20 protein-coding genes and 1 pseudogene are annotated in these 22,528 nt (G+C 58.3%); 11 read left to right on the forward strand and 10 right to left on the reverse strand.

The window, feature by feature from the left end; all coding sequences use genetic code 11:
* Positions 1–335 precede the first annotated feature (335 nt).
* The 5 genes and pseudogenes from AOC04_RS03650 to AOC04_RS03670 all read right to left on the reverse strand — a co-directional run bounded on the left by AOC04_RS03650 (position 336) and on the right by AOC04_RS03670 (position 4,718).
* Positions 336–1,667, reverse strand: a complete 1,332-nt coding sequence (locus AOC04_RS03650) for a deoxyguanosinetriphosphate triphosphohydrolase (RefSeq protein ID WP_060691197.1) — start codon at positions 1,665–1,667, stop codon at positions 336–338.
* Positions 1,668–1,809: 142 nt separating this feature from the next.
* A complete protein-coding gene (locus AOC04_RS03655) occupies positions 1,810–2,151 on the reverse strand; it encodes a hypothetical protein (RefSeq protein ID WP_060691198.1) in 342 nt (113 codons plus the stop codon).
* Positions 2,148–2,525, reverse strand: a complete 378-nt coding sequence (locus AOC04_RS03660; protein ID WP_060691199.1) for a phage holin family protein — start codon at positions 2,523–2,525, stop codon at positions 2,148–2,150. Before AOC04_RS03660 ends, AOC04_RS03655 begins: the two co-directional genes overlap by 4 nt.
* Before the next feature lies 1 nt (position 2,526).
* A complete protein-coding gene (locus AOC04_RS03665) occupies positions 2,527–2,841 on the reverse strand; it encodes an ElaB/YgaM/YqjD family protein (RefSeq protein ID WP_003446596.1) in 315 nt (104 codons plus the stop codon).
* 141 nt (positions 2,842–2,982) lie between these two features.
* Positions 2,983–4,718 (reverse strand): annotated as a pseudogene (locus tag AOC04_RS03670) (cation:proton antiporter).
* Positions 4,719–4,991: 273 nt separating this feature from the next.
* On the opposite strand from AOC04_RS03670, the gene AOC04_RS03675 reads away from it, so the two are divergent.
* Positions 4,992–5,228, forward strand: coding sequence for a glutaredoxin family protein (locus tag AOC04_RS03675; RefSeq protein ID WP_060691200.1), 237 nt, complete (start codon positions 4,992–4,994; stop codon positions 5,226–5,228).
* Positions 5,229–5,285: 57 nt separating this feature from the next.
* The gene (locus tag AOC04_RS03680; RefSeq protein WP_060691201.1) at positions 5,286–6,176 is read left to right on the forward strand and encodes a pseudouridine synthase; all 891 of its coding nucleotides are present in this window, start codon (positions 5,286–5,288) and stop codon (positions 6,174–6,176) included.
* Between the two features lie 65 nt (positions 6,177–6,241).
* Here the strand turns inward: AOC04_RS03680 and AOC04_RS03685 are convergent, their stop codons facing one another.
* Both AOC04_RS03685 and mobA read right to left on the reverse strand, forming a co-directional pair.
* Positions 6,242–6,463 (reverse strand): YgdI/YgdR family lipoprotein, encoded by a 222-nt coding sequence (locus AOC04_RS03685; protein WP_003446602.1) that lies wholly within the window; start codon positions 6,461–6,463, stop codon positions 6,242–6,244.
* Positions 6,464–6,567: 104 nt separating this feature from the next.
* Positions 6,568–7,137 carry a molybdenum cofactor guanylyltransferase MobA gene (gene mobA, locus AOC04_RS03690; RefSeq protein WP_060691202.1) on the reverse strand — a complete coding sequence of 190 codons (570 nt, stop codon included), beginning with the start codon at positions 7,135–7,137 and terminating at the stop codon, positions 6,568–6,570.
* 79 nt (positions 7,138–7,216) lie between these two features.
* Here mobA and moaB point away from each other — a divergent pair, with 79 nt between their 5' ends.
* Together moaB and AOC04_RS03700 are read left to right on the forward strand one after the other, a co-directional pair.
* On the forward strand, positions 7,217–7,756 hold the full coding sequence (gene moaB, locus AOC04_RS03695; RefSeq protein ID WP_060691203.1) for a molybdenum cofactor biosynthesis protein B: 540 nt from the start codon (positions 7,217–7,219) through the stop codon (positions 7,754–7,756).
* A complete protein-coding gene (locus AOC04_RS03700) occupies positions 7,740–8,966 on the forward strand; it encodes a molybdopterin molybdotransferase MoeA (protein WP_060691204.1) in 1,227 nt (408 codons plus the stop codon). The genes moaB and AOC04_RS03700 overlap by 17 nt, the downstream gene beginning before the upstream one ends.
* A 130-nt stretch (positions 8,967–9,096) precedes the next feature.
* On the opposite strand, the gene AOC04_RS03705 is transcribed toward AOC04_RS03700, so the two are convergent.
* Positions 9,097–10,545, reverse strand: a complete 1,449-nt coding sequence (locus tag AOC04_RS03705; protein ID WP_060691205.1) for a mannose-1-phosphate guanylyltransferase/mannose-6-phosphate isomerase — start codon at positions 10,543–10,545, stop codon at positions 9,097–9,099.
* Positions 10,546–10,727: 182 nt separating this feature from the next.
* Here AOC04_RS03705 and yegS point away from each other — a divergent pair, with 182 nt between their 5' ends.
* The 3 genes from yegS (at position 10,728) to AOC04_RS03720 (ending at position 13,546) form a co-directional block, all read left to right on the forward strand.
* A complete protein-coding gene (gene yegS, locus AOC04_RS03710; RefSeq protein WP_060691206.1) occupies positions 10,728–11,657 on the forward strand; it encodes a lipid kinase YegS in 930 nt (309 codons plus the stop codon).
* A gap of 82 nt (positions 11,658–11,739) precedes the next feature.
* Positions 11,740–12,675 (forward strand): chemotaxis protein CheV, encoded by a 936-nt coding sequence (locus tag AOC04_RS03715; RefSeq protein WP_060691207.1) that lies wholly within the window; start codon positions 11,740–11,742, stop codon positions 12,673–12,675.
* Positions 12,676–12,739: 64 nt separating this feature from the next.
* On the forward strand, positions 12,740–13,546 hold the full coding sequence (locus AOC04_RS03720; RefSeq protein WP_060691208.1) for an MOSC domain-containing protein: 807 nt from the start codon (positions 12,740–12,742) through the stop codon (positions 13,544–13,546).
* Positions 13,547–13,616: 70 nt separating this feature from the next.
* Here AOC04_RS03720 and AOC04_RS03725 read toward each other — a convergent pair whose 3' ends face one another.
* Complete coding sequence (locus AOC04_RS03725; protein ID WP_060691209.1) at positions 13,617–15,545, reverse strand: transglycosylase SLT domain-containing protein; 1,929 nt, start codon at positions 15,543–15,545, stop codon at positions 13,617–13,619.
* Positions 15,546–15,759: 214 nt separating this feature from the next.
* On the opposite strand from AOC04_RS03725, the gene AOC04_RS03730 reads away from it, so the two are divergent.
* Positions 15,760–17,676, forward strand: a complete 1,917-nt coding sequence (locus AOC04_RS03730; RefSeq protein ID WP_060696864.1) for an ATP-binding cassette domain-containing protein — start codon at positions 15,760–15,762, stop codon at positions 17,674–17,676.
* A 68-nt stretch (positions 17,677–17,744) separates the two neighbouring features.
* On the opposite strand, the gene AOC04_RS03735 is transcribed toward AOC04_RS03730, so the two are convergent.
* Positions 17,745–18,197, reverse strand: coding sequence for a universal stress protein (locus AOC04_RS03735; RefSeq protein WP_060691210.1), 453 nt, complete (start codon positions 18,195–18,197; stop codon positions 17,745–17,747).
* Between the two features lie 105 nt (positions 18,198–18,302).
* On the opposite strand from AOC04_RS03735, the gene AOC04_RS03740 reads away from it, so the two are divergent.
* From AOC04_RS03740 to fadA, 3 genes are all read left to right on the forward strand, one after another.
* Entirely contained in the window at positions 18,303–18,740 is a 438-nt protein-coding gene (locus AOC04_RS03740; protein ID WP_060691211.1) for a hypothetical protein, read from the forward strand.
* 399 nt (positions 18,741–19,139) lie between these two features.
* Positions 19,140–21,287, forward strand: a complete 2,148-nt coding sequence (gene fadB, locus AOC04_RS03745; protein ID WP_060691212.1) for a fatty acid oxidation complex subunit alpha FadB — start codon at positions 19,140–19,142, stop codon at positions 21,285–21,287.
* Positions 21,288–21,314: 27 nt separating this feature from the next.
* Positions 21,315–22,490, forward strand: a complete 1,176-nt coding sequence (fadA, locus tag AOC04_RS03750) for an acetyl-CoA C-acyltransferase FadA (protein WP_060691213.1) — start codon at positions 21,315–21,317, stop codon at positions 22,488–22,490.
* Positions 22,491–22,528 lie beyond the last annotated feature (38 nt).

Consider the following 22,528-nt stretch of genomic DNA (forward strand, 5'->3'; position numbering starts at 1 on the left):
ACCTTATCCCAGTTGTATGGGCTGGGCACGAAGCTTGAGGTCTACAAGGGTAGTATGGGAATAGTCCTACATTAAATAAGGCACTGGCTCACGATTTACTTGAACTGCTGTGGCGGTTTGCTGATGGATAAAACTATTTGCTGAAGTGAGATTTTGTGTGGCGTGTATTTTCTTTCGTATTTAGTAAAGAATCCTACAGTACAGATAATTCTGTGTGCTCATGTTTAAACAGGTGGATTCAGGTGTTTAAACATGGATAGCGGAACAGGTTTTATTTAGCACTGTGCGGCTCTCAAGCTCGGCTTGCCTGCCCTTTTTACAAGGGCAGGTATTGGTCAAATGTGGCTTGAACGACCGGTCATTTCTCTTGCCATCTCAGTGGCATAGCTATCGGTCATCCCCGCGATAAAGTCGATGATCCGCATAAACGCGCGATGTAACGGCCATTGCGGGTCGGGAGCGTTGTTGCCCAACAAATCGAGGATACGACGACTTTTGAAAGAGGGTGTCCGGCCGCCATGCTGTTCCAGTGCCGCGCTACAAAAGGCATTCAACAGAATCTCGAGTGTGGTGTAGGCGCCGATTTCGTGCAGGGTTTTACGTTTGTCCTGGAAGATCTTTTTGCGCGCCATGTCTTTGGCATCCAGTACGCAGCGCTTGGCCGGACCGTGCATATGCTCCACCAGATCACCTGGCAGGGTGCCTGCCAACAGTTGCTCCTGCTGCTCGACAAAGGCCAGTGCGGCTGCGTTGGTCAGGTGCTCAATAGCCTTGCCACGCAGGATCGCCAGCTTGCGCCGTTGAGAGTCTTTGGGGCCGAGCAGGCGATAGGTTTCTGGCAAGTCATCGCCCACCAGACCCAATAGCAGGGATTCCACTTCGTCATACTGCAGAAGATCCATCTCAAGGCCATCTTCAAGGTCGATCAAGGCATAGCAAATGTCATCGGCTGCTTCCATCAGATAGACCAGTGGGTGCCGTGCCCAGCGCTGGTCCTCCATTTGTGGCAAACCGAGCTTGTGGGCGATATTTTCGAGCAGATGCAGCTCACTTTGGTAACAGCCGAACTTGTGCTTCTTGTAGCCCAAGGCGTCCGCATGGCGTGCGGTCCACGGGTATTTGAGAAAGGTGCCCAGAGTGGCGTAGGTCAGGCGGGTACCACCATCGAACTGGTGGTACTCGAGCTGGGTCAGCACCCTGAAACCTTGGGCATTGCCTTCAAAATTCAGGAAGTCATTGCGCTCGGCGTCACTCATGTCATCGAGCCAGCCCCGGTCTGCGGCCTGCCGGAACCAGTTGCGGATGGCATCTTCACCCGAGTGCCCAAAAGGCGGGTTGCCTATGTCATGGGCCAGGCAGGCGGACTGTACCACCATGCCCAGATCGGCCGGGTCGCACCATTCGGGGAGGGCGCTGCGGATCGTTTCACCGACGCGCATGCCCAGCGAGCGCCCCACGCAACTGACTTCCAGGGAGTGGGTAAGCCGGGTATGGATATGGTCGTTGCTATTGACCGGGTGGACCTGGGTTTTGCGGCCCAGGCGGCGGAATGCGCCCGAGAAAATAATCCGGTCATGGTCCTTGTGAAAAGGGCTGCGGCCGAGTTCTTCGGGGCTGTGGTGAGGTTTTCCGAGGCGTTCGCGGTTAAGCAGGGTTTGCCAATCCAAGGCGCAGTGCTCCGTCAGTGACTGATGCCTCAGCTTCTCGCTTCAGACAGGATGGCGCAAGCCGCAGATGGTTCTACGCATGTCCGGGGCCATACAGTTGCAGGAGCGAAACAAGCTCGCTCCTGCCAGGACACCACGCCCCTCAAGGCTTGCGCGAGGCAGCCTGGATGACCATCTTGATCAGAGGCAACAAGCCTGTGGTCAAGCCGATCCAGCGTGATGTTCCATCACTGCCTTTGCTTTTTGCACTTCTGCCCGTCAGAAAGCCGAGCACACTGACAAGCCCCACGGCCCACAGCGACCCGTGCTTTATCCCCAGGTTTTCTTGCCAGTTGCTGGCCATGCCGCGCACTTTTTGCAGCGGTTGCAGCAGCTGTTGCGATTCATGACGTATCTCCTGGCGGTGCATTTCCATGCGCAGACGGATCAACAGTTTGCGCATCTCGCGCCGTGAGGCGTTTTGTGGCATTTCAGGATGGCTCATGGCATCAATCGCTCGCGGTCTTTGGCCAGCTCTTCCAGCGTGGCGTTGAAAGGAGAAGACTCATCGAACACGGCCGCTTTAAGGCGCACGCCGCAGAACACCGCCGCCAGCGCATAAAACACGCAGAGCCCGATAATGCCGCTCAGGCGATAACTGTCCCAGAGCAATATCAAGACCAGCGCCGACAGCCCGATCAGCAGCAACAGACCGAACACCAGCGCCAGCCCGGCAAATAACAACAGGCTGACCGTGCGCGCTTTCTGCTCTTGCAGTTCGATGCCCAGCAACTCGACATGGCTATGCAACAGACCCAGAACCGCGGCACCCAAGCGCCGCGGTGTGGAACGGGAGGAGCCGGATTCTTCAGTTGTCATATCAGCGCCGGGTGGCCAGCAGGCCAATCAAGAAGCCTACGCCCGCCGCGATGCCAACGGACTGCCAAGGGTTGGACTGGACATAATCTTCGGTGGCCACTACGGCAGCCTGGCCACGCTCCTGCAACGACTCCTTGGTATCAGCCAGGGATTCGCGGGCCTTGAGCAGGCTGTCCTGGATTTTAGCGCGCACTTCTTCAGCGCCATCGCCGGCCAGAGTCGCAGAGTGTTCCAGCAATCTTTCTGTGTCGTTGACCAGGGCCTGGAAATCGGCCAACAGGATTTCTTGAGCATTCTTTGCTTTTATGCGGGCCATGAGTAACTCCGTTAGTGGCTTGTTGATGGTTCGAGTGTAGGCATTCGGTGAAGGTTCACTGCTTTTCTCTGACACCTTGTGGGATTGCCCAACGTAAATGTCAGAGATTTCCCACTGAGCGATTTAAAACCTTACCTCAATTTATTCATCTTCGCGGGGGAAACCCGAAGCTTCCTGTGGGTCTGTGCTTTCGAAGCAGCCTTCAAGCAAGTGATAACGGTTGTGCCGCACTTCATCCACCCGGCGCTGTACGGCTTTTTCTGACAGCCCAAGCATGATCAGGGCATGGGAGGCGAGCATCAGACTCGACTCCAGCAGTTCAGGTACCACTTCTGTCGCCCCCGCAGCCTTGAGCTCGGCGAGCTTACTGTCGTCGCGGGTTCTGACCAGAATGGGCACTTCGAGGGTAATGAGCCGGGCCTCCTCGAGCACGCTCATGGCCACGTCCGTGTTATCTACCGCGATCACCAGCAGGCGAGCCCGGTCCAGGCCGATTGCGCGTAGCAAATCACCCCGGCGGGCATCGCCGTAGTGCACGCTGCTGTCTCCTTTGGCCGCCTCCTGAATCCGGTCCGGATCGTAGTCCAGAGCCACGAAGTGTTTGTTCTCGCTGCGCAGAAAACGCCCGATGGACTGGCCAACACGACCGTAACCGCACATCACCACATGGCCATGCAACTCGGCACTTTGTGCGGCGATTTCTTCCAGCTCGGCTTCTTCATTAGGTTTGCGGTGCAGGGCTGCGGCAATTTTAGGTGCCACCCGCAGCAGCAGGGGGTTAACAGCATCGAACAAAAAGTGGCCGCCAGCAGATAGGCAGCAATATCGGGCGGGATCAGCGAGTTGAGTTGCATTTGTGCCATCAGGGCGAAGCAGAATTCACCGCCCTGGGCCAGCGCCAGGCCACTGCGCCAGGCCGTTTCGCCATCGCTGCTTCGCAGCTTGACCAGGGTTGCGACGACTGCCCCCTTGATCAGCATCAAGGCCAGGGTCAGGCCCAGAATCAGCAAACCGTCGTGAACGAACAATTGCAGATCGATCAGCATGCCGATACTGACGAAAAACAACCCCAGCAAGATGTCGCGAAATGGCCGGATGTCGGCTTCTATCTGGTGCCGGTAGTGGCTTTCGCCCAGCAGCATGCCGGCCAGGAAGGCGCCCAGTGCTGGCGACAAACCGAGCAGGTGGGTTAGCCAGGCAGTCAGTAATACGATCACCAGTGCCAGCAGCACGAACAGCTCGGCCGAACGGGAGGCGGCCACTTCATGAAACAGTCGCGGCAGCACGAAGCGGCTGGCAAACAGCAGGCCAACAAACAAAATAACGGTCTTACCCAAGGTGACCGGCAATGCCCAATACCAGGCCTGATCGCTGCTGCCGGCAAACACCGGTACCAACGTCAGCAACAGCACCGCGACCACGTCTTGAAACAGCAACACGCCAATGGCGTTTTGCCCGTGGCGACTGAAAATTTCGCCCAGGCTGGTCAGTTCCTTGCTCACGATGGCTGTGGATGACAGAGAGAGGCCTGCGCCCAGCAAAAATGCGGTGCTGGCGCTCATCCCGAACGCATACAACAAACCACCGAGGACGGCCGTGCTCAGCAGTACTTGCAGGCTGCCCAGACCAAACACCACGTGACGCAGCTTGAGCATTTTGGGCAGTGAGAACTCCAGGCCCAGCGAGAACAGCAAAAACACCACCCCCAACTCTGCCAGGTCAGGCAGGTCCGGGCTGTCATTGACCCAGTCCAGCGCCGTCGGGCCTACCAGCAGGCCGACACATAAATAGCCCAGTACCGGGGGTAATTGCAGGCGCCGAAACAGCGCGATCACTATCAGGGAGGAGGCAAGGATGATTAACAAATTGGCGAACACGAAAGTCTTCCTTGTCAGTTCGAGTAAAAAAGTCGCGAGCATCCAGCAAACTGCAAGTGCGGGCGCTGATGTGCATCATGCTTTGTTGTCAGTCCACAGATAGCGCGGGGGGCTTTGCCGGCACAGGTCCAGCGTAGTCGCAAGCAAGGGGGGGCGATTGTATTCTTCTTGCTCGCAGGGATTCGCGCGGGAATGCAAGGGCACTGCCAGGCACCTCGACGTCTCTGGGCAAGGCTCTTAAAATGGACGCTTATTTAATCAAGGTCATTAATTATGCCTCCCGAATGTCAATTGTTCGGCACCCTGGGCTGCCACTTGTGTGAATTGGCCGAGGCAGAGTTAATGCCTTTGGTCGAGCATGGACTGCTGGTCGAGCTGGTCGATATTGCTGAAAGTGAGGCGATGTTCGAGGCCTACGGTTTACGCATTCCGGTGCTGCGTCGTATCGATAGCGGCGAAGAGTTGAACTGGCCATTCGATGCGGCCCAAGTGGTAAATTTTCTCCAATAGCCCTGGGCAGGTGCTCTGCGCGATAATCACCGGCTGCATTTATCGTCCGAGTTATCTATGTCGACCCAGCCTTTCAACGCCGCCGAGCACCAAGCCAGCACTTTGTACCTGCCTCCCGGTGCCTGGATTACGGTGCTCGATTGCCTGTGCGAGCACTTTCGCGCCATCAGCCGCGAGCAATGGCTTGATCGCATCGCTCGTGGCCGGGTGCTGGACGCTGACGGCGCGCCGATCAGTGCGCAGTTGCGGTACAAGGAAGGCCTGCGCATTCACTATTTTCGCGAAGTGCCCAATGAGGCACCGATCCCGGTGCAGGAAACCATTCTCTATGCCGATGAACATTTGGTGGTGGCGGACAAACCGCATTTTCTGCCGGTGACACCGGCGGGTGAGTACGTTGAGCAAACCTTGCTCAGGCGCTTGATTCGCACGCTGGATAACCCGCATCTGGTCCCGCTGCATCGCATCGACCGGCATACGGCTGGCCTGGTGTTGTTCTCGGCCAATCCAGAGAGTCGTGCCGCGTATCAGTCGTTATTTCCTACACGTAAGATCGAAAAACGCTACGAAGCCATTGCACGAGCCTTACCTGACCTTGAGCTGCCGCTTGTGCACAAAAGCCGTCTGGTGGCAGGCGAGCCGTTTTTCCGCATGCAAGAAGGCCCCGGTGCCAGCAATACCGAAACCCGGGTCGAAGTGTGTGAGAAAAACGCTGATTTGTGGCGGTATGCGCTGTATCCGGTTACGGGCAAGAAGCACCAGCTACGGGTACACATGGCGGCTCTGGGGGCGGGTATCTGTAATGACCCGTTCTACCCCGACGTGATCAAGGATGCGCTTGATGACTATGCCAACCCGCTGAAGCTGCTGGCCCATAGCTTGCGCTTCGCTGACCCGTTGACGGGGCAGGAGCGCTACTTTGAAAGCCGGATACATCTGGACTGGTAAACGCCATCGGTCTGCTCCACAAACAACAAAACCCGCACCAGGCGGGTTTTGTTTTGATGCGAGGCTTACAACTCTTTAACGGTACGAATCTGGTCTTTGTTGATGCGGGTTTCTTTACCGTCCAATTGTTTGAACTGGTAGAAGCCTGAATCTTCATCATACTTTGGCGTGTCGATTGCCTGGATTTCACGACCGTCATTGAGTGTGATCACTGTTGGCGAAGCGCAGCCAGCAAGGGCGGCCATGCCAGCAGCGAGCATAAGAGCGGCGAGAGTCCGATGAGTCATTGTGGTTCTCCAACAAATTAAAGTGCTTTATAGATTTACTGTCCCTGAGACGTATACAACGTCCGCAAGTTCCTTGGCTAGTGCCACAAGTGCTGCATGGCCGGTCAATCCAGTAATTCAGGGGTGTTGAAATTAGTCAGTCGCGGGTCATTCTCTGCGCACTGCCAGGCCCGGGTATTGAGCTGGAGCATGATTTTGCGCGGGCTGCGCTCACCTGTTTGCCATGCCTGCCTGAAAACGCCTGCCAGTGCCGTCGGGATCACGCAGAACAAAGGCTCCCAGTGTTCGCCGTGGCGCACCATTAACGGCTGCTGCGGGTGTTGGCCGGCGGCGTTGAGCAGGTCGCAGAGCAGGTTGCGGTCGACCTTGGGTGCATCGCACGGCAACACCAGCAGGTGCGAGTGACGGGCAACAGCCAGTCCGGCCAGGATACCTGCCAAAGGCCCGGCGAAATCATCGTTGCCATCACTGACCAGTTGGTCTGCATAGTCCGCATATAGCTCGCGGTTGCGATTGCACGAAATGATCAAGTCATCGCTCAGAGGTCGCGCCACGCGCTGGACATGAGCGATCAGCGGCTGGCCCCGCCACATGATCAACCCTTTGTCTTGCCCGCCCATGCGCTGGCCGCGCCCGCCTGCCAGCAACAGGATGGAGCATTGGAACTCGCTCATGTATGGACTCCACGCAACCAGGCAAAAGAAGGGCTGTGATATAACACCGGGCTGTTTCTCCTACAACTGGACCTCGTCTATGAAAGCCAAGGTTGATGCACCTTTCGTACCTCTGAACATCGCTGTTCTGACTGTCAGTGATACCCGTACTCTCGAAACCGATACTTCGGGGCAGGTCTTTGTCGACCGCCTGAGCGAAGCCGGGCATCAACTGGCAGCACGGGTGCTGCTCAAGGATGACCTGTATAAAATCCGTGCCCAGGTCGCGACCTGGATTGCCGACGACAGCGTGCAAGTGGTGCTGATTACCGGGGGCACCGGTTTTACTGCCCGTGACAGCACGCCAGAAGCGGTGAGCTGTCTGCTGGACAAACAGGTCGATGGCTTTGGTGAGTTGTTCCGTCAGATCTCGGTAGCCGATATCGGCACCTCGACCGTGCAGTCGCGGGCCCTGGCCGGGCTGGCCAACGGCACGCTGGTGTGTTGCCTGCCGGGCTCGACCAACGCAGTGCGCACCGGTTGGGACGGGATTCTGGCCGAGCAGCTGGACGCACGTCACCGCCCTTGTAACTTCGTTGCCCATTTAAAGCAGGCACCGGCCTGTGAAACCCGTGGATAAGCCGGGCCGCACCGGCGAGTTGATGCCCGTCGAGATCGCCCTGGCGCGATTGCTGGCGTTGGCCGAAGCAGCTCCGATTCGCGACACTGAATCGCTGCCGTTGGCGGCCTGCGAAGGCCGGGTGCTGGCCCAGGACCTGATATCGACGCTCGATCTGCCGCCATGGCCCAACAGCGCCATGGACGGTTACGCGCTGAACCTGGCCGACTGGTCCGGGATGCCGCTGCCGGTCAGCCAGCGCATTTTTGCCGGTCAGGCCCCCGAACCTTTGGCGGCGGGTACCTGTGCGCGAATCTTCACCGGCGCCCCCGTACCCGCAGGCGCCGATTGCGTCGAAATGCAGGAAAACGCTCAGGTGCAGGCTGATGGCCGGGTAGTTTTCACTGAAGCTCTGCATGCGGGGCAGAATATCCGTCCTCAAGGGCAGGAAACCACCGTTGGTGAGACCGTGCTTGCTGCGGGCACCCGTTTGGGCCCGATCGAACAGGGGCTGGCGGCGTCTTTAGGCTGCGCCGCGTTGCCCGTGATCAGGCGGGTCAGGGTTGCGGTGTTATCCACCGGCGATGAACTGATCGAGCCGGGCCAGGCATTGGGGCCGGGGCAAATCTACAACAGCAACCGTGTATTGCTGTGCAGCTGGCTGACACGCCTGGGGTGTGAGGTGGTCGATGCGGGGATCTTGCCCGATGACTTGCCGGCAACCCGTCAGCGCCTGGCACAGCTGGGCGCGGTGGACCTGATTCTGTCCACCGGTGGCGTCTCTGTTGGCGAGGCTGACTTCCTGGGTATTGCGTTGCGCGAAGAGGGTGAACTGGCCTTGTGGAAGCTGGCAATCAAGCCGGGGAAGCCTCTGACCTGCGGGCATTTTCGGGGTGTACCGGTGATTGGCCTGCCGGGCAATCCGGCGTCGACCCTGGTGACCTTTGCACTGCTGGCCCGGCCTTACATATTGCGCCGCCAGGGCGTGCAAGCCGTCGAGCCGTTAAAGTTTCAGGTGCCGGCCGGGTTCGTCTGGCCCAAGCCGGGTAATCGCCGCGAGTACCTGCGTGGCCGGTTGGAGCAGGGGCGGGCAGTGATCTACAAAAACCAGAGCTCGGGGGTGTTGCGCAGTGCTGCATGGGCCGAAGGGCTGGTGGAAGTGCTCGAAGGGCGGACCCTGGTTGAAGGTGACCTGGCAGGCTTTATCCCGTTAAGCGAAGTGCTGGGTTAAATCCCCGAAGACCTGCAGGAGCGAGCTTTTTGTCGAGCCCATATTGATTAGTGAGTGAGCTCGGCATTCTTGAGAGGCTCGCGAGCAAGCTCGCTCCTACAGAGCCCGTGTGGCTTGTCAGTAAGAGCAGCTACCGCCCCACAGGTACTCGGCCATAAATATCGCTCAAGCGCACGATGTCGTCTTCCCCCACATACTCGCCGCTTTGCACCTCGATCATTACCAGGTCAACCGACCCCGGATTGACCAGGCGGTGAGCCCTGCCAGGTTTGATAAAGGTCGATTCGTTAGTGTTGAGCTCAAACTGGCGGTCGCCATTGGTCACCTGCGCGATGCCGCTCACCACAATCCAGTGCTCGCTGCGCTGGCGGTGCATTTGCAAGGACAGCGCGCCTTGGGGCTTGACCACGATACGTTTGATTTTGAGCCCCGGCCCTTCTTCGAGCACCGTATAAGTGCCCCACGGCCTTGTGACTGTACGGTGCAGGCGATAGGCGTCGTGGCCCTTCAGCTTGAGCGCCTGGGCGATGTATTTAACATCCTGGCTACGCTTGGCATCGGCGACCAGCAGCGCATCGGGGGTGTCAATGATGATCAGGTCATTGAGCCCGACCCCGCCGACCAGACGTTTGGGGGCGTTGATGTAGCAGTTATGTACATCGTGCAGCACGTTTTCACCATTGCACTGGTTGCCGTTGGCATCTGCCGGGCTCAGCTCGCGCACCGCCTGCCATGAGCCGATATCGCTCCAGCCCAATTGACAGGGAACCACGGCCACTTTCTTGCAATGCTCCATCAGCCCGTAGTCGATGGAAATATCGGGCGCCAGAGTGAAGGTCCGGCTGTCCAGCTCAAGGTGCAGTTCCTGTTTACCCTGAAACACCTGGCTGTGTTCAAGGCAGTGAGAAACGGCCTCCAGTACCCGTGGTGCGTGCTCTTTGAGTTCACGCAGGATGCTGTCGACCCGCATGCAAAACATGCCGCTGTTCCACAGGTGCCGGCCAGCGTCCAGATAGTGCTGGGCCGTTATGGCATCGGGCTTCTCAACAAATTGCGCTACCTGGAACCCGTCGCTGTTCAGTTCCGGGCCTTTCTCTATGTAGCCAAAGCCGGTTTCAGCCCTGGTCGGCCGGATGCCGAACGTCACCAGCCAGCCCTGGTCGGCCAATCGCCGTGCGCTGTCGACGGCAGCGGCAAAGGCCGTCATGTCGGTGATCAGGTGGTCGGCCGGCAGCACCAGCAGTTGCGCATCCTCACCGTAGCGTCGGGCCACGTGCAATGCGGCGGCGGCAATGGCAGGGGCGGTGTTGCGTCCTGTCGGTTCAAGGATGAAGTCCAGCGCTACGCCGCCATCGTTGAGCGGGCGATAGTCATCAAGGGTGCGGAAAAATACCTCGCGACTGGTCACCGTCAGCAAGCGGTTTACGTTTGCCAGGCCGACTGCACGCTGGAAGGTTTTTTGCAGCAGGCTCTCGCCGTCGGGCAGGCACATGAAGGGCTTGGGCATGGACTCACGTGACACTGGCCAAAGCCGGGTGCCAGCGCCTCCGGCGATGATGCAGGGAATGAGTGTGCTCATTCAGAAAGCCTCTGGCGTCAATGGGCTGCTTAAGGGCGGTGGAGTTTGACCGGTTCTGCGCGATTGATCGACCGATTGACGACAACAGGGGCGCTATCAGGCAAATAAGTCGTGGACGTATGGGTTTTTTTGGTTTGGCTGCTGTCCAAAAAACCAGACCGCTTTTGTCGAGGGATATAGAGATGAGTGCAGGTAAGGCATTTTTGATTTTGCACGGTAAGCAAGCGCTCAACGAAGACGTACGGGCTGCGGTGGAGCAACGGCGTGCCATGGGCTGGGAACTGACAGTACGCCTCACATGGGAGGCCGGGGATGCCCAGCGGCTTGTGCGCGAGGCTCTGGAGGCGGGCTATAGCCAGATCATTGCGGGCGGTGGCGATGGCACCTTGCGCGATATTTGCGAGGCTCTGGCGTTGGCCGATACCGAAGCCGGCCTGGTGCTGTTGCCGCTGGGCACGGCCAATGACTTTGCCCGGGCCGCCGGTGTCCCGCTGGCGCCCGGTCAAGCCATGGCCTTGCTGGACGTGCCTGCACGCGCCATTGATCTGGGGGAAGTGGGCGGGCAGATGTTCTTGAACATGGCCACGGGTGGTTTTGGCAGCCAGGTCACGGCCAATACATCGGAAGACTTGAAAAAGGTGCTGGGCGGTGCGGCCTATCTGTTTACCGGGCTTACGCGCTTCAGTGAGTTGCACGCCGCTTATGCAGAGCTGCAAGGGCCGGACTTTCACTGGAAGGGTAATTTGCTGGCGCTGGGGATTGGTAACGGTCGTCAGGCCGGTGGCGGGCAAGAGCTGTGCCCGCAGGCTCTGGTCGATGACGGTTTGCTGGACATCAGCATTTTGCCTGCGCCCCAGGAAGTGGTTGGCACCCTCAAAGAGTTGATGGCCGGTGGCTGGAGCCTGGATAACCTGTTTGTCCGGGCCCGTTTGCCGTGGGTTGAGATCAAGGCGGCCGAGGGCCTTTCAATGAATCTTGATGGCGAGCCACTGGAGGGTGATGCCATGCGCTTCGAAGTTCGCAAGGGCGCGTTGCGGGTCCATTTGCCAGAAAACTCTCCACTGCTCAGCTCTTCGAGGCAAAGCCATCCGCCCCGACTCCTGGAAGGATGACAGCAGCAGCTTTGAGCAATAAAGAATCACCCCGGCCGGCCGATAACTCCAGGCATTAAGCCCTTACGCCCAGGAGTTATTTATGGCCGGCATTCTCGACACGGTAGATCAGCGAACCCAGCTAGTGGGTGAAAACCGGCTAGAACTTCTCATGTTTCGTCTGGCGGGTCGGCAACTGTTCGCGATCAACGTGTTCAAGGTGCAAGAAGTCCTGCAACTGCCCAAGCTGACCCTGATGCCGCACCGTCACCGTCACGTATGCGGAGTGGTTAACCTGCGAGGCAAAACCCTGCCGGTGATCGATCTGTCACAGGCGATTGGCATGCGGCCCGTTGTGCCGGGGCCCGACAGTACGATTATCGTCACCGAGTACAACCGTTCGATCCAGGCGTTTCTGGTGGGCAGCGTGGATCGCATCGTCAACATGAACTGGGAGGCTATTTTGCCGCCGCCGGGCAGTGCCGGGCGCCAGCATTACCTGACCGCGATCAGTAAAGTCGATGAACAGCTGGTCGAGATCATCGACGTGGAAAAAGTCCTGGCCGAAATCGTGCCGTACAGCGCCAAAGTCTCGCGCGAAAAGCTTGAGGATCCGCTGCTCGAACTGGCCCGTGGCCGTGAAGTACTGCTGGTGGACGACTCGAGCGTGGCGGTGTCCCAGTTGCGTGAAACGCTGTCGCAGCTGGGGGTCAAAATGCATGTGGCCAGTGACGGTCTCAAGGCCCTGAATATGCTCAAGGCATGGGCGGACACAGGCCAGGTCATGACAGACAAGTTACTGATGATTTTTACCGATGCCGAAATGCCGGAAATGGACGGTTATCGCCTGACCACTGAGATTCGTAACGACCCGCGCTTGCGCAGCCTTTACGTGGTGCTGCATACCTCGTTGTCGGGCAGCTTCAACGAGTCGATGGTGAAGAAGGTCGGCTGCGACAATTTCCTTTCCAAATTTCAGCCGGACAAGCTGGTGGACGTCGTTCGCCAGCGTTTGATGCTGGATCAAGTGCCGGCTTAACTGCGGGCAAGCAAGGTTTTTTTATTCGTATACTGTGGCCTTTTCACTCCTTCGAGGCAGGCCCATGTTGCGTCTAAGTGCGCTTTATCGTTTTCCGCTGAAATCCGCCAAAGGTGAAAGCTTGTCCCGGGCCGGTCTGGACAAGCTGGGCCTGGTGGGTGATCGACGCTGGATGCTGGTGGATGAAGCGAGCGGCAGGTTCCTGACGCAGCGTGCGGACCCTCAAATGAGCCAGCTTTCAGCACTGTGGAACGCCACTGGCGGTTTGACCCTGAGCGCCCAGGGGTTTGACCCGCTGGACGTGAAGGTGCCGGATGCCGAGTCCAATCTGCGGGGTGTCACCATCTGGCGCGACACACTGCGCGTACCGGATGCGGGCGATGCCGCCGCTCATTGGTTGAGCCGTTTTGTCGACAAGCCGGTACGGCTGGTGCATGTTCCGCTGGAGCGTGCGCGTACCACTGAAGCGGGCTATGGCCGTGATGACGACAAAGTGGCGTTTGCCGATGGCTACCCGTTATTGCTGATTGGTCAGGCGTCGCTGGACGATCTGTCTGGCAAAGTCGGGCGTGAACTGGACATGCTGCGCTTTCGGCCAAACCTGGTGATTGAGGGCAGCGAGGCCTTTGCTGAAGATGGCTGGAAGCGCATCCGTATTGGTGATACCGAGTTGCGAGTGGTCAAGTCCTGCTCGCGTTGCATCCTGACCACAGTAGATCCGCACACCGGTGTGCGTGATGAACAGCGCGAGCCACTGGCCACCCTGATGACCTATCGCAAGCAAGCAGAAGGGACGATGTTCGGCCAGAACCTGGTGAACGAGGGTGAGGGTGTGCTGGAAGTGGGCATGCCGGTGACGATTCTGGAGTAAACCCTGAACCTGTAGGCGCGAGCTTGCTCGCGAGCTGTTAAAAGCTCGCGCCTACAGGAAATGGGTGTGTTTACTGGTCGTCAAAATAACGTTCGTGCCAGTCCACCAGCGGCTGCGGTACGTTCAGTTTTTGGCCGTAGATCACCGAATATGACAGAACGTTCTGCACGTACTGGCGTGTTTCGTCGAACGGGATGCTTTCGATCCACACGTCAAAGCCCAGGTGGTTTGCACCTTTAAGCCATTGGCGAACACGACCGGGGCCTGCGTTGTAGGCTGCAGAAGCCAGTACTCGGTTACCGTTGAACTGGCCGTGTACCTGACTCAGGTAGGCAGCACCCAGCTGGATATTCGTATCCGGGTTCAGCACTTGCTGCGGTGAGGCCAGTGGGATGCTGAATTTGCGTGCGGTTTCTTTGGCGGTGGCCGGCATCAACTGCATCAGGCCGCTAGCGCCAACGCCTGAGCGGGCGTCATCCATAAACGCGCTTTCCTGGCGGGTAATGGCGAATACCCAGCTCGAATGCAATCCGCGAACCTTGGCCTCGCGCACCAGCGTGTCGCGGTGTGCCATCGGGAAGCGGACATCCAGGTCGTCCCAATACTGCGCTTGCGCCATGGTGCGGATGGCCGGGAAATACCATTTCAGGTCGTAGGCCAGTTTGGCTTGAGCGACCATTTCGTCGCGGCTGAACAAGCGGCTGACGTAGTACCACTCCCGTCGTCCGTCGACGATCTGTCCGCGATCATGGAACTCCAGGGCGCGCTGCACCCCAGGGGTGTTGCGCACCTTGCTGATCAGTTGCGGGCTGAGCATCAGCGGCTTGTTATTGAGTTGATATGGGGTCTGGGCACGGTCGGCGGCCAGAAAGCCATAGAAGTCCCGTTCGTTGGCGACTTTCTTGAACAGCACCAGCGATTGCGGGTTTTTCGGCTCGGCCAGCTCCAGGCTGCGGGCTTGCCAGTAACGCCAGCGGCTGGTGGTTGCCAGGTCTTGGGGCAGTTTTGTGGTCAGCTGGTAGGCGTCTTCCCAGCGTGCCAGGCGCAACAGTAGGCGCAAGCGCCACTCCGTGACCGTGTTGTCCCGCAGTTCCGGGTCGTATTTGGTCATGATGTCCAGGCCGCGACTGTCGTAGCGACGGGCGAACGTCAGGCCGATTTCCCGGGCAATGGCGACTTTTTCGTCACGCGAAAAATGCATGTTGGTGGCATAGGTGTCGAGCAGGGAGGCGGCTTTTTCCGGGTCCTGGCGTGCCAGGCGGCGCAGGCCAAGGCCCACGGCGTCAGACATGGCCTCGCTGGCCGGTGAGAAGCGTGATGGCTGGCTGAGCATGTCGGGCTTCTGGGCCACATCAATCATCAGCTTGGCTTGTGGGCCCAAGGTGTTGAGGCCGTTGGCCAGGGTGGTGGCCAGACCATAGTTGCGGGCTTCTGCCGCCAGCTTGACCCGCTGCCAGCGTTTTTGCTCGGTCAACTGTCCTTCGGCGGCCCACTGGCTGAACAGCGCGTCACACGCTGCGGGCTGAGCCTTGCCGACCATCCACAGTTTTTCAGCGCTGGCATAGCCTTCGGCCTTGAGGTTGTGGTTGAGCTGATACTGGCCATTGAGGCAGTCGAGTTCGGTGAAGTTGAGCTTGGGGTCGTAATACTTTGCAAAAGTCGCCCAGTCGCCACGCTCGGCCAGCCAGCGCAACCAGCGCAGTTTCATCCAGTTGGCCTGGGGCAGGTCGCCGTGCTCGGCCAGAAACTGCTCGATTTCAGGGTTGCTGGCGGACTTCAGACGTGCGGTCAGCTCGTCATAGGCCAGGTAAGGGGTCAGCGGATAAGTACGCAGCGCAGCGGCATTTTGGAAGTAAGGGCCGGAATCGCCCTTGGCCAGCGCGCGCTTGGCATCGTCGTATAGCTGGCGTTGTTGAGTAAGGTCTGCAGCGTGGGCGGTTTGCACGGCACAGGTAGTGAGAAGCAGGCAGGATAAAAAGTTGAAAAGACGACTGCGCATGAGGCTTCCGTACAAATGAATAACTCGACAAGCGCAGGGCAACCCGCGCTGATTGTGCCGTAGCTTAGCCTTTTGCCAGCTCCCCGTGAAAGCCTTGCCAGCCAACCGGTGCTACTTGGCACTAAATGAAGGGAAGACGGGGGCGTACATGAAATACCCGGCCGCCCAAGGGCGCAAATCAGGTAGAATGCGCGCCCAGTTTTTGGAGAAGCTCATGACCCTGCTCAAATTCAGCGATGTGTCCCTTGCTTTCGGCTCTATGCCGTTGTTGGACAAGGTGTCCTGGCAGATCGCCCGTGGAGAGCGGGTGTGCATCATCGGCCGCAACGGCACCGGAAAGTCCAGCATGATGAAGCTGGTAAAAGGTGATCAAAAACCCGATGACGGCTCTGTTTGGCGCGCGCCCGGCCTCAAGATTGGCGAATTGCCGCAAGAGTTGCCTGCGGCCGACGAACGGACCGTGTTCGACGTGGTTGCCGAAGGTCTGGACGGTGTAGGTGAGCTGCTCGCGCAGTATCACCACCTGAGCCAGAACATCGTTACCGATGCTGACCTGGACAAGCTGATGCACGTCCAGCAAGACCTCGAAGCCCGTGATGGCTGGCGCTTGCAGCAATTGGTAGACAGCACCCTGAGCCGTCTGCAGCTGCCGGCTGACAAAACCCTGGCCGAGTTGTCCGGCGGCTGGCGTCGTCGCGTCCTGCTGGCACAGGCTCTGGTTTCCGAACCGGACCTGCTGCTGCTCGACGAACCGACCAACCACCTGGACATCGGCGCCATTGCCTGGCTCGAAGAGGCCTTGATGGGCTTCCAGGGCGCGGTTCTGTTTATCACGCACGACCGATCTTTCCTGCAAAATCTGGCCACCCGGATTCTGGAACTGGACCGTGGCGGCCTGATCGACTGGAACGGCGACTACGCCAGCTTCCTGGTGCACAAGGAAGCCACTCTGGCTGCGGAAGAAACGGCTAACGCCCTGTTCGACAAGCGTCTGGCCCAGGAAGAAGTGTGGATTCGCCAGGGCATCAAGGCACGCCGCACCCGTAACGAAGGCCGTGTTCGTGCCCTCAAAGAGTTGCGCGTAGAGCGCAGCGAACGTCGCGAGCGTACCGGCAAAGCCAACATCCAGCTGGATACGGCAGACAAGTCCGGCAAGCAAGTGATGGTGCTGGAAAACGTCAGCTTTGCTCACCCGGGCGGCCCGTTCCTGCTCAAAGACTTCTCGATGGTGCTGCAACGCGGCGACCGTATCGGTCTGCTGGGTGCCAACGGTACCGGTAAAACCACGCTGCTGAAGCTGATGCTGGGCGGTCTGGTGCCTACCGAGGGTACGGTTGAAGAGGGCACGCGCATTGACGTGGCGTACTTCGACCAACTGCGTCACCAGCTGGACCTGGAAAAAACCGTGATCGATAACGTGGCCGAAGGCCGCGACTTTATCGACATCGACGGTCAGAGCCGCCACGTTCTCAGCTACCTGGGAGACTTTCTGTTCAGCCCTCAGCGTGCCCGCACGCCGGTCAAGGCGCTGTCAGGTGGTGAACGTGCACGTCTGTTGCTGGCCAAGCTGTTCAGCAAGCCGGCTAACCTGCTGGTGCTCGATGAGCCGACCAACGACCTGGACGTTGAAACTCTGGAGCTGCTCGAAGAGGTCTTGCTGACCTTCAAAGGCACCGTGCTGATGGTCAGTCACGACCGGGCATTCCTCGACAACGTGGTCACCAGCACTCTGGTTTTCCAGGGTGAAGGCAAGGTACGTGAATACGTCGGTGGCTATCAGGACTGGCTGCGTCAGGGCGGTTCGCCGCGCCTGCTGGGCGTTACCGAGAGCAAATCGGGCAAGGCTGACCTGGCCTCGGCTGTGGTCACCGCTGAGCCGGCTGCGGCCGCCGCAGCGCCTGCACCGGCAGCGAAAAAGAAGCTGAGCTACAAGCTGCAGCGCGAGCTGGAAGCGTTGCCAGGCGATATCGATGCGAAAGAGCAGGCCATTGCCGCCGTTGAAGCTGAAATGGCTGATGCGGGCTTCTATCAGCTGCCAGCCGCTAAAACGGCTGAAGTGATCGCCAGGCTTGAGAAGTTGCAGGCCGAACTGGAGCAACTGGTTGAGCGCTGGGCTGAGCTGGATGCCTGATTGAGCACCTGCTGAACTGAAAAAGCCCGGCCCTTTTTACAAAGGGGCCGGGCTTTTTTGCTGTTGGCTTACTCGGGTTTTTTCAGGCTGACTGCCAGTACGTCGCACGGAGCGCCATGCAGCACGTCGTTGGCAGTGGAGCCCAGCAACAGGGCCAGGCCGTGACGGCCGTGGCTGCCGACCACGATCAAATCACAGCCATGCTCTTTGGCGAAGCCGTGGATTTCCTGGCGCGGCTGGCCGTAGGCGAGCTTGCAGTTGTCTTTGGACAGTTGCGGGTAAATGTCGATCAGGCGCTCAAGTCGTTCCTTGGCTTGATCAAACTGCTGTTGTTGCAGTTGCGACAGGTCCATTGGAACATCGCCGCCAAATGCCATGGCCATCGGCTCAACGATGTGGATCAGTGACAGTTTGGCTCCGTTGGCCTCGGCGCTCGCGCTGGCGCGATAGATCACAGGGTCGCACTCTTCGGTCAGATCGACGGCAACCAGGATGTGTGAGTAGGGCTTTGGCGTGGACATGTGTGGCGCTCCTGTAAATGGTGAACTGCTATGAGTATGGCCCTTTTGTAAAGCCTTGGTTCAAGTCCGGGTCAACTCGTTTATTCAGGTAATGAGAGTACAGATATGACGGTATGGATAGTGGTGTCAATCCTGGCGCTGGTTCTGAGCCCCCTGGCATGGTTGCGGCCTTCGCGTAGCCAGAGTGGCCGGATGGGCTTGCGCATGGAGGCTCGGCGCATGGGCCTGGCCATGCAACTGGCCCCCCAGGAGTGGCCGCATTGGCTTGAGCCGGAACCGCCCACCTCGTGTGCGCAATACCACCGGCCGCGACGCAGTACTAAGCCTGATGTGTGGTGCTATTGGCAATCCGCGCCGGGAAAATGGCTCAATCGGTGGCAGGAAGAATGCGTGGATGAGCGCTTGCTGACGCAGTTTAAAAAACTGCCGGCCAACGTCTACAAGGTTGAGGCCGATGCGCAAATGATCGTGCTGGTGTGGGGCGAAAGGGGCGAGGCTGAGGTGTTGAAGAGCATTGATGAAGTGCTCAAGGCGCTGGCCTAATGCGTTGTAGCCGCTGCTGAGGAACGACGGCTGCGATCGGGCGCGTAGCGGCCGTAAACCTGCGACCTTGATGCGCCTGAAACACCGGAGTGACTGATTTTCGAAGGCTGCGCCGTCGATCGCAGCCTTCGTTCCTCGACAGCGACTACAGGGCCGTTTTGTCATCATTGTTTTGGACAATTGACAATTGTTGGCTTTTCCGTGAAGGTGTCGACACCCAAATCAAACGGGCGTATGAATTGAGCGTTTGTCTTCTTGGACGACGCTAACAGAACCCCGACTATCGCGTTGGCGGGTGTGCCTGGCGGATTGGCATCAGCATTGACGCAAAGGTCAATGACAGCCAGACGCTAGCGTCCGACGTGTACTGTTCAGCTTCCATATCGTGGAGATCAGTTGATGATTTACGAAGGTAAAGCCATCACGGTTACGGCTCTTGAAAGTGGCATCGTCGAACTCAAGTTCGATCTCAAGGGTGAGTCCGTCAACAAGTTCAACCGTCTAACCCTGAACGAATTGCGTCAGGCAGTGGATGCGATCAAGGCAGATGCTTCGGTCAAGGGTGTCATTGTTTCCAGCGGCAAAGACGTGTTTATCGTCGGCGCAGACATCACCGAATTCGTCGAAAATTTCAAGTTGCCGGATGCCGAGCTGATCGCGGGTAACCTCGAAGCCAACAAAATCTTCAGTGCTTTCGAAGACCTCGACGTGCCTACCGTTGCGGCCATCAATGGCATCGCATTGGGCGGCGGTCTGGAAATGTGCCTGGCAGCGGATTTCCGCGTCATGGCCGACAGCGCCAAAATCGGCCTGCCGGAAGTCAAACTTGGCATCTACCCCGGTTTCGGTGGCACCGTCCGTTTGCCACGTCTGATCGGTGTTGATAACGCTGTTGAATGGATTGCCTCCGGTAAAGAAAACCGCGCCGAAGACGCCCTGAAAGTCGGCGCCGTTGATGCTGTTGTAACCGCTGACAAGCTGGGCACGGCTGCACTGGACCTGATCAAGCGCGCCATCAGTGGCGAGCTGGATTACAAGGCCAAGCGCCAGCCAAAGCTTGAAAAACTCAAGCTGAACGCAATTGAACAAATGATGGCTTTCGAAACCGCCAAAGGTTTCGTGGCCGGCCAGGCGGGTCCGAACTATCCGGCCCCGGTTGAAGCGATCAAAACTATCCAGAAAGCCGCGAACTTCGGTCGTGACAAGGCGCTGGAAGTTGAAGCGGCAGGTTTTGCCAAGCTGGCAAAAACATCGGCTTCGCAATGCCTGATCGGGCTGTTCCTGAACGATCAGGAACTGAAGAAAAAAGCCAAGGCCTACGACAAGATCGCCAAAGACGTGAAGCAGGCTGCCGTACTCGGCGCAGGCATCATGGGTGGCGGTATTGCCTATCAGTCCGCGTCCAAAGGCACGCCGATCCTGATGAAAGACATCAACGAACACGGCATCGAGCAAGGTCTGGCAGAAGCCGCCAAGCTGCTGGTCGGTCGCGTTGATAAAGGTCGCATGACCCCGGCGAAAATGGCTGAGGTGCTCAACGGTATTCGCCCGACTCTGTCTTACGGTGATTTTGGCAACGTCGACCTGGTGGTCGAAGCCGTTGTCGAGAACCCTAAGGTCAAGCAGGCCGTTCTGGCCGAGGTGGAAAACCACGTCCGCGAAGATGCCATTCTGGCGTCCAACACTTCGACTATCTCCATCAGTTTGTTGGCCAAGGCCCTCAAGCGTCCGGAGAACTTTGTCGGCATGCACTTCTTCAACCCGGTGCACATGATGCCGCTGGTTGAAGTGATTCGTGGCGAGAAATCCAGCGACCTGGCAGTAGCAACCACCGTTGCTTACGCCAAGAAAATGGGCAAAAACCCGATCGTGGTCAACGACTGCCCGGGCTTTTTGGTCAACCGCGTACTGTTCCCGTACTTCGGCGGTTTCGCCAAGCTGGTCAGCGCCGGTGTCGACTTTGTGCGCATCGACAAAGTGATGGAGAAATTCGGCTGGCCGATGGGCCCTGCCTACCTGATGGACGTGGTCGGTATCGATACCGGTCACCACGGCCGTGACGTGATGGCTGAAGGCTTCCCGGATCGTATGAAAGACGATCGCCGTTCGGCGATTGACGCTCTGTACGAAGCCAAGCGTCTGGGTCAGAAGAACGGCAAGGGCTTCTACGCCTACGAAGAAGACAAGCGCGGCAAGCAGAAGAAAGTCGTTGATTCCAGCGTCCTTGAAGTGCTCAAGCCGATTGTCTACGAGCAACGCGAAGTGACCGACGAAGACATCATCAACTGGATGATGATCCCGCTGTGTCTGGAAACCGTGCGCTGCCTGGAAGACGGCATCGTTGAAACCGCAGCCGAGGCCGATATGGGCCTGGTATACGGCATTGGCTTCCCGCTGTTCCGTGGCGGCGCATTGCGCTACATCGACTCGATCGGTGTTGCACAGTTCGTGGCCCTGGCTGATCAGTACGCTGAACTGGGCGCGCTGTACCACCCGACTGCGAAGCTGCGCGAGATGGCCAAAAACGGTCAGAGCTTCTTCGGTTAAGCGCCCCATTAGAGTGAGAGTGAAATTATGAGCTTGAATCCTAGAGACGTGGTGATTGTTGACTTCGGTCGCACCCCGATGGGCCGCTCCAAGGGTGGCATGCACCGCAACACCCGTGCTGAAGACATGTCTGCGCACCTGATCAGCAAAGTGCTGGAGCGCAACAACAAGGTTGACCCGAACGAAGTGGAAGACGTGATCTGGGGCTGTGTAAACCAGACCCTGGAGCAGGGCTGGAACATCGCGCGCATGGCGTCGCTGATGACCCAGATCCCTCATACTTCGGCCGCGCAAACCGTGAGCCGCTTGTGCGGTTCGTCCATGAGCGCCCTGCACACTGCTGCGCAAGCAATCATGACCGGTAACGGTGACGTTTTCGTGGTGGGTGGCGTCGAGCATATGGGTCACGTAAGCATGATGCACGGCGTTGATCCTAACCCGCACATGTCGCTGTACGCGGCCAAAGCCTCGGGAATGATGGGTCTGACCGCTGAAATGCTGGGCAAGATGCATGGCATCACCCGCGAGCAGCAGGATGCTTTCGCCGTGCGTTCTCACCAGTTGGCTCACAAGGCGACCATTGAAGGCAAGTTCAAGGACGAAATAATCCCTATGCAGGGTTATGACGAAAATGGCTTCCTGAAAATGTTCGACTATGACGAGACCATTCGTCCGGAAACCACCCTGGAAAGCCTCGCGGCGTTGAAGCCTGCCTTCAACCCTAAAGGCGGGACCGTGACAGCGGGCACGTCATCGCAGATCACCGACGGTGCATCGTGCATGATCGTGATGTCGGCACAGCGTGCAAAAGACCTGGGTCTGGAACCGCTGGCGGTGATTCGTTCGATGGCAGTTGCCGGTGTGGATCCGGCGATCATGGGCTATGGTCCAGTACCGGCTACGCAAAAAGCACTGAAGCGCGCGGGCTTGAATATGGCCGATATCGACTTCATTGAGCTCAACGAAGCTTTCGCCGCACAGGCCCTGCCAGTGCTGAAAGATCTGAAAGTGCTCGACAAGATGAATGAGAAGGTTAACCTGCACGGCGGTGCCATCGCCTTGGGCCATCCATTTGGATGCTCGGGTGCTCGTATCTCCGGCACTTTGCTCAATGTGATGAAGCAAAATGGCGGCACTTTCGGGTTGTCCACCATGTGCATTGGTCTTGGCCAGGGCATTGCCACTGTCTTCGAACGCGTTTAAAGCGTTGCGTTGATGGAAGCCGGGGCCATGTGCCCCGG

The sequence above is a fragment of the Pseudomonas versuta genome, assembly GCF_001294575.1.
GTDB lineage: Bacteria > Pseudomonadota > Gammaproteobacteria > Pseudomonadales > Pseudomonadaceae > Aquipseudomonas > Aquipseudomonas versuta.

What these genes read in the sequence shown, in the direction of transcription:
- AOC04_RS03655 (WP_060691198.1), bottom strand. Translation starts at nt 2,151, where the DNA reads ATGAGCCATCCTGAAATGCCACAAAACGCCTCACGGCGCGAGATGCGC.
- AOC04_RS03660 (WP_060691199.1), bottom strand. Translation starts at nt 2,525, where the DNA reads ATGACAACTGAAGAATCCGGCTCCTCCCGTTCCACACCGCGGCGCTTG.
- AOC04_RS03665 (WP_003446596.1), bottom strand. Translation starts at nt 2,841, where the DNA reads ATGGCCCGCATAAAAGCAAAGAATGCTCAAGAAATCCTGTTGGCCGAT.
- AOC04_RS03675 (WP_060691200.1), top strand. Translation starts at nt 4,992, where the DNA reads ATGCCTCCCGAATGTCAATTGTTCGGCACCCTGGGCTGCCACTTGTGT.
- AOC04_RS03680 (WP_060691201.1), top strand. Translation starts at nt 5,286, where the DNA reads ATGTCGACCCAGCCTTTCAACGCCGCCGAGCACCAAGCCAGCACTTTG.
- AOC04_RS03685 (WP_003446602.1), bottom strand. Translation starts at nt 6,463, where the DNA reads ATGACTCATCGGACTCTCGCCGCTCTTATGCTCGCTGCTGGCATGGCC.
- mobA (WP_060691202.1), bottom strand. Translation starts at nt 7,137, where the DNA reads ATGAGCGAGTTCCAATGCTCCATCCTGTTGCTGGCAGGCGGGCGCGGC.
- moaB (WP_060691203.1), top strand. Translation starts at nt 7,217, where the DNA reads ATGAAAGCCAAGGTTGATGCACCTTTCGTACCTCTGAACATCGCTGTT.
- AOC04_RS03705 (WP_060691205.1), bottom strand. Translation starts at nt 10,545, where the DNA reads ATGAGCACACTCATTCCCTGCATCATCGCCGGAGGCGCTGGCACCCGG.
- yegS (WP_060691206.1), top strand. Translation starts at nt 10,728, where the DNA reads ATGAGTGCAGGTAAGGCATTTTTGATTTTGCACGGTAAGCAAGCGCTC.
- AOC04_RS03715 (WP_060691207.1), top strand. Translation starts at nt 11,740, where the DNA reads ATGGCCGGCATTCTCGACACGGTAGATCAGCGAACCCAGCTAGTGGGT.
- AOC04_RS03720 (WP_060691208.1), top strand. Translation starts at nt 12,740, where the DNA reads ATGTTGCGTCTAAGTGCGCTTTATCGTTTTCCGCTGAAATCCGCCAAA.
- AOC04_RS03725 (WP_060691209.1), bottom strand. Translation starts at nt 15,545, where the DNA reads ATGCGCAGTCGTCTTTTCAACTTTTTATCCTGCCTGCTTCTCACTACC.
- AOC04_RS03730 (WP_060696864.1), top strand. Translation starts at nt 15,760, where the DNA reads ATGACCCTGCTCAAATTCAGCGATGTGTCCCTTGCTTTCGGCTCTATG.
- AOC04_RS03735 (WP_060691210.1), bottom strand. Translation starts at nt 18,197, where the DNA reads ATGTCCACGCCAAAGCCCTACTCACACATCCTGGTTGCCGTCGATCTG.
- AOC04_RS03740 (WP_060691211.1), top strand. Translation starts at nt 18,303, where the DNA reads ATGACGGTATGGATAGTGGTGTCAATCCTGGCGCTGGTTCTGAGCCCC.
- fadB (WP_060691212.1), top strand. Translation starts at nt 19,140, where the DNA reads ATGATTTACGAAGGTAAAGCCATCACGGTTACGGCTCTTGAAAGTGGC.
- fadA (WP_060691213.1), top strand. Translation starts at nt 21,315, where the DNA reads ATGAGCTTGAATCCTAGAGACGTGGTGATTGTTGACTTCGGTCGCACC.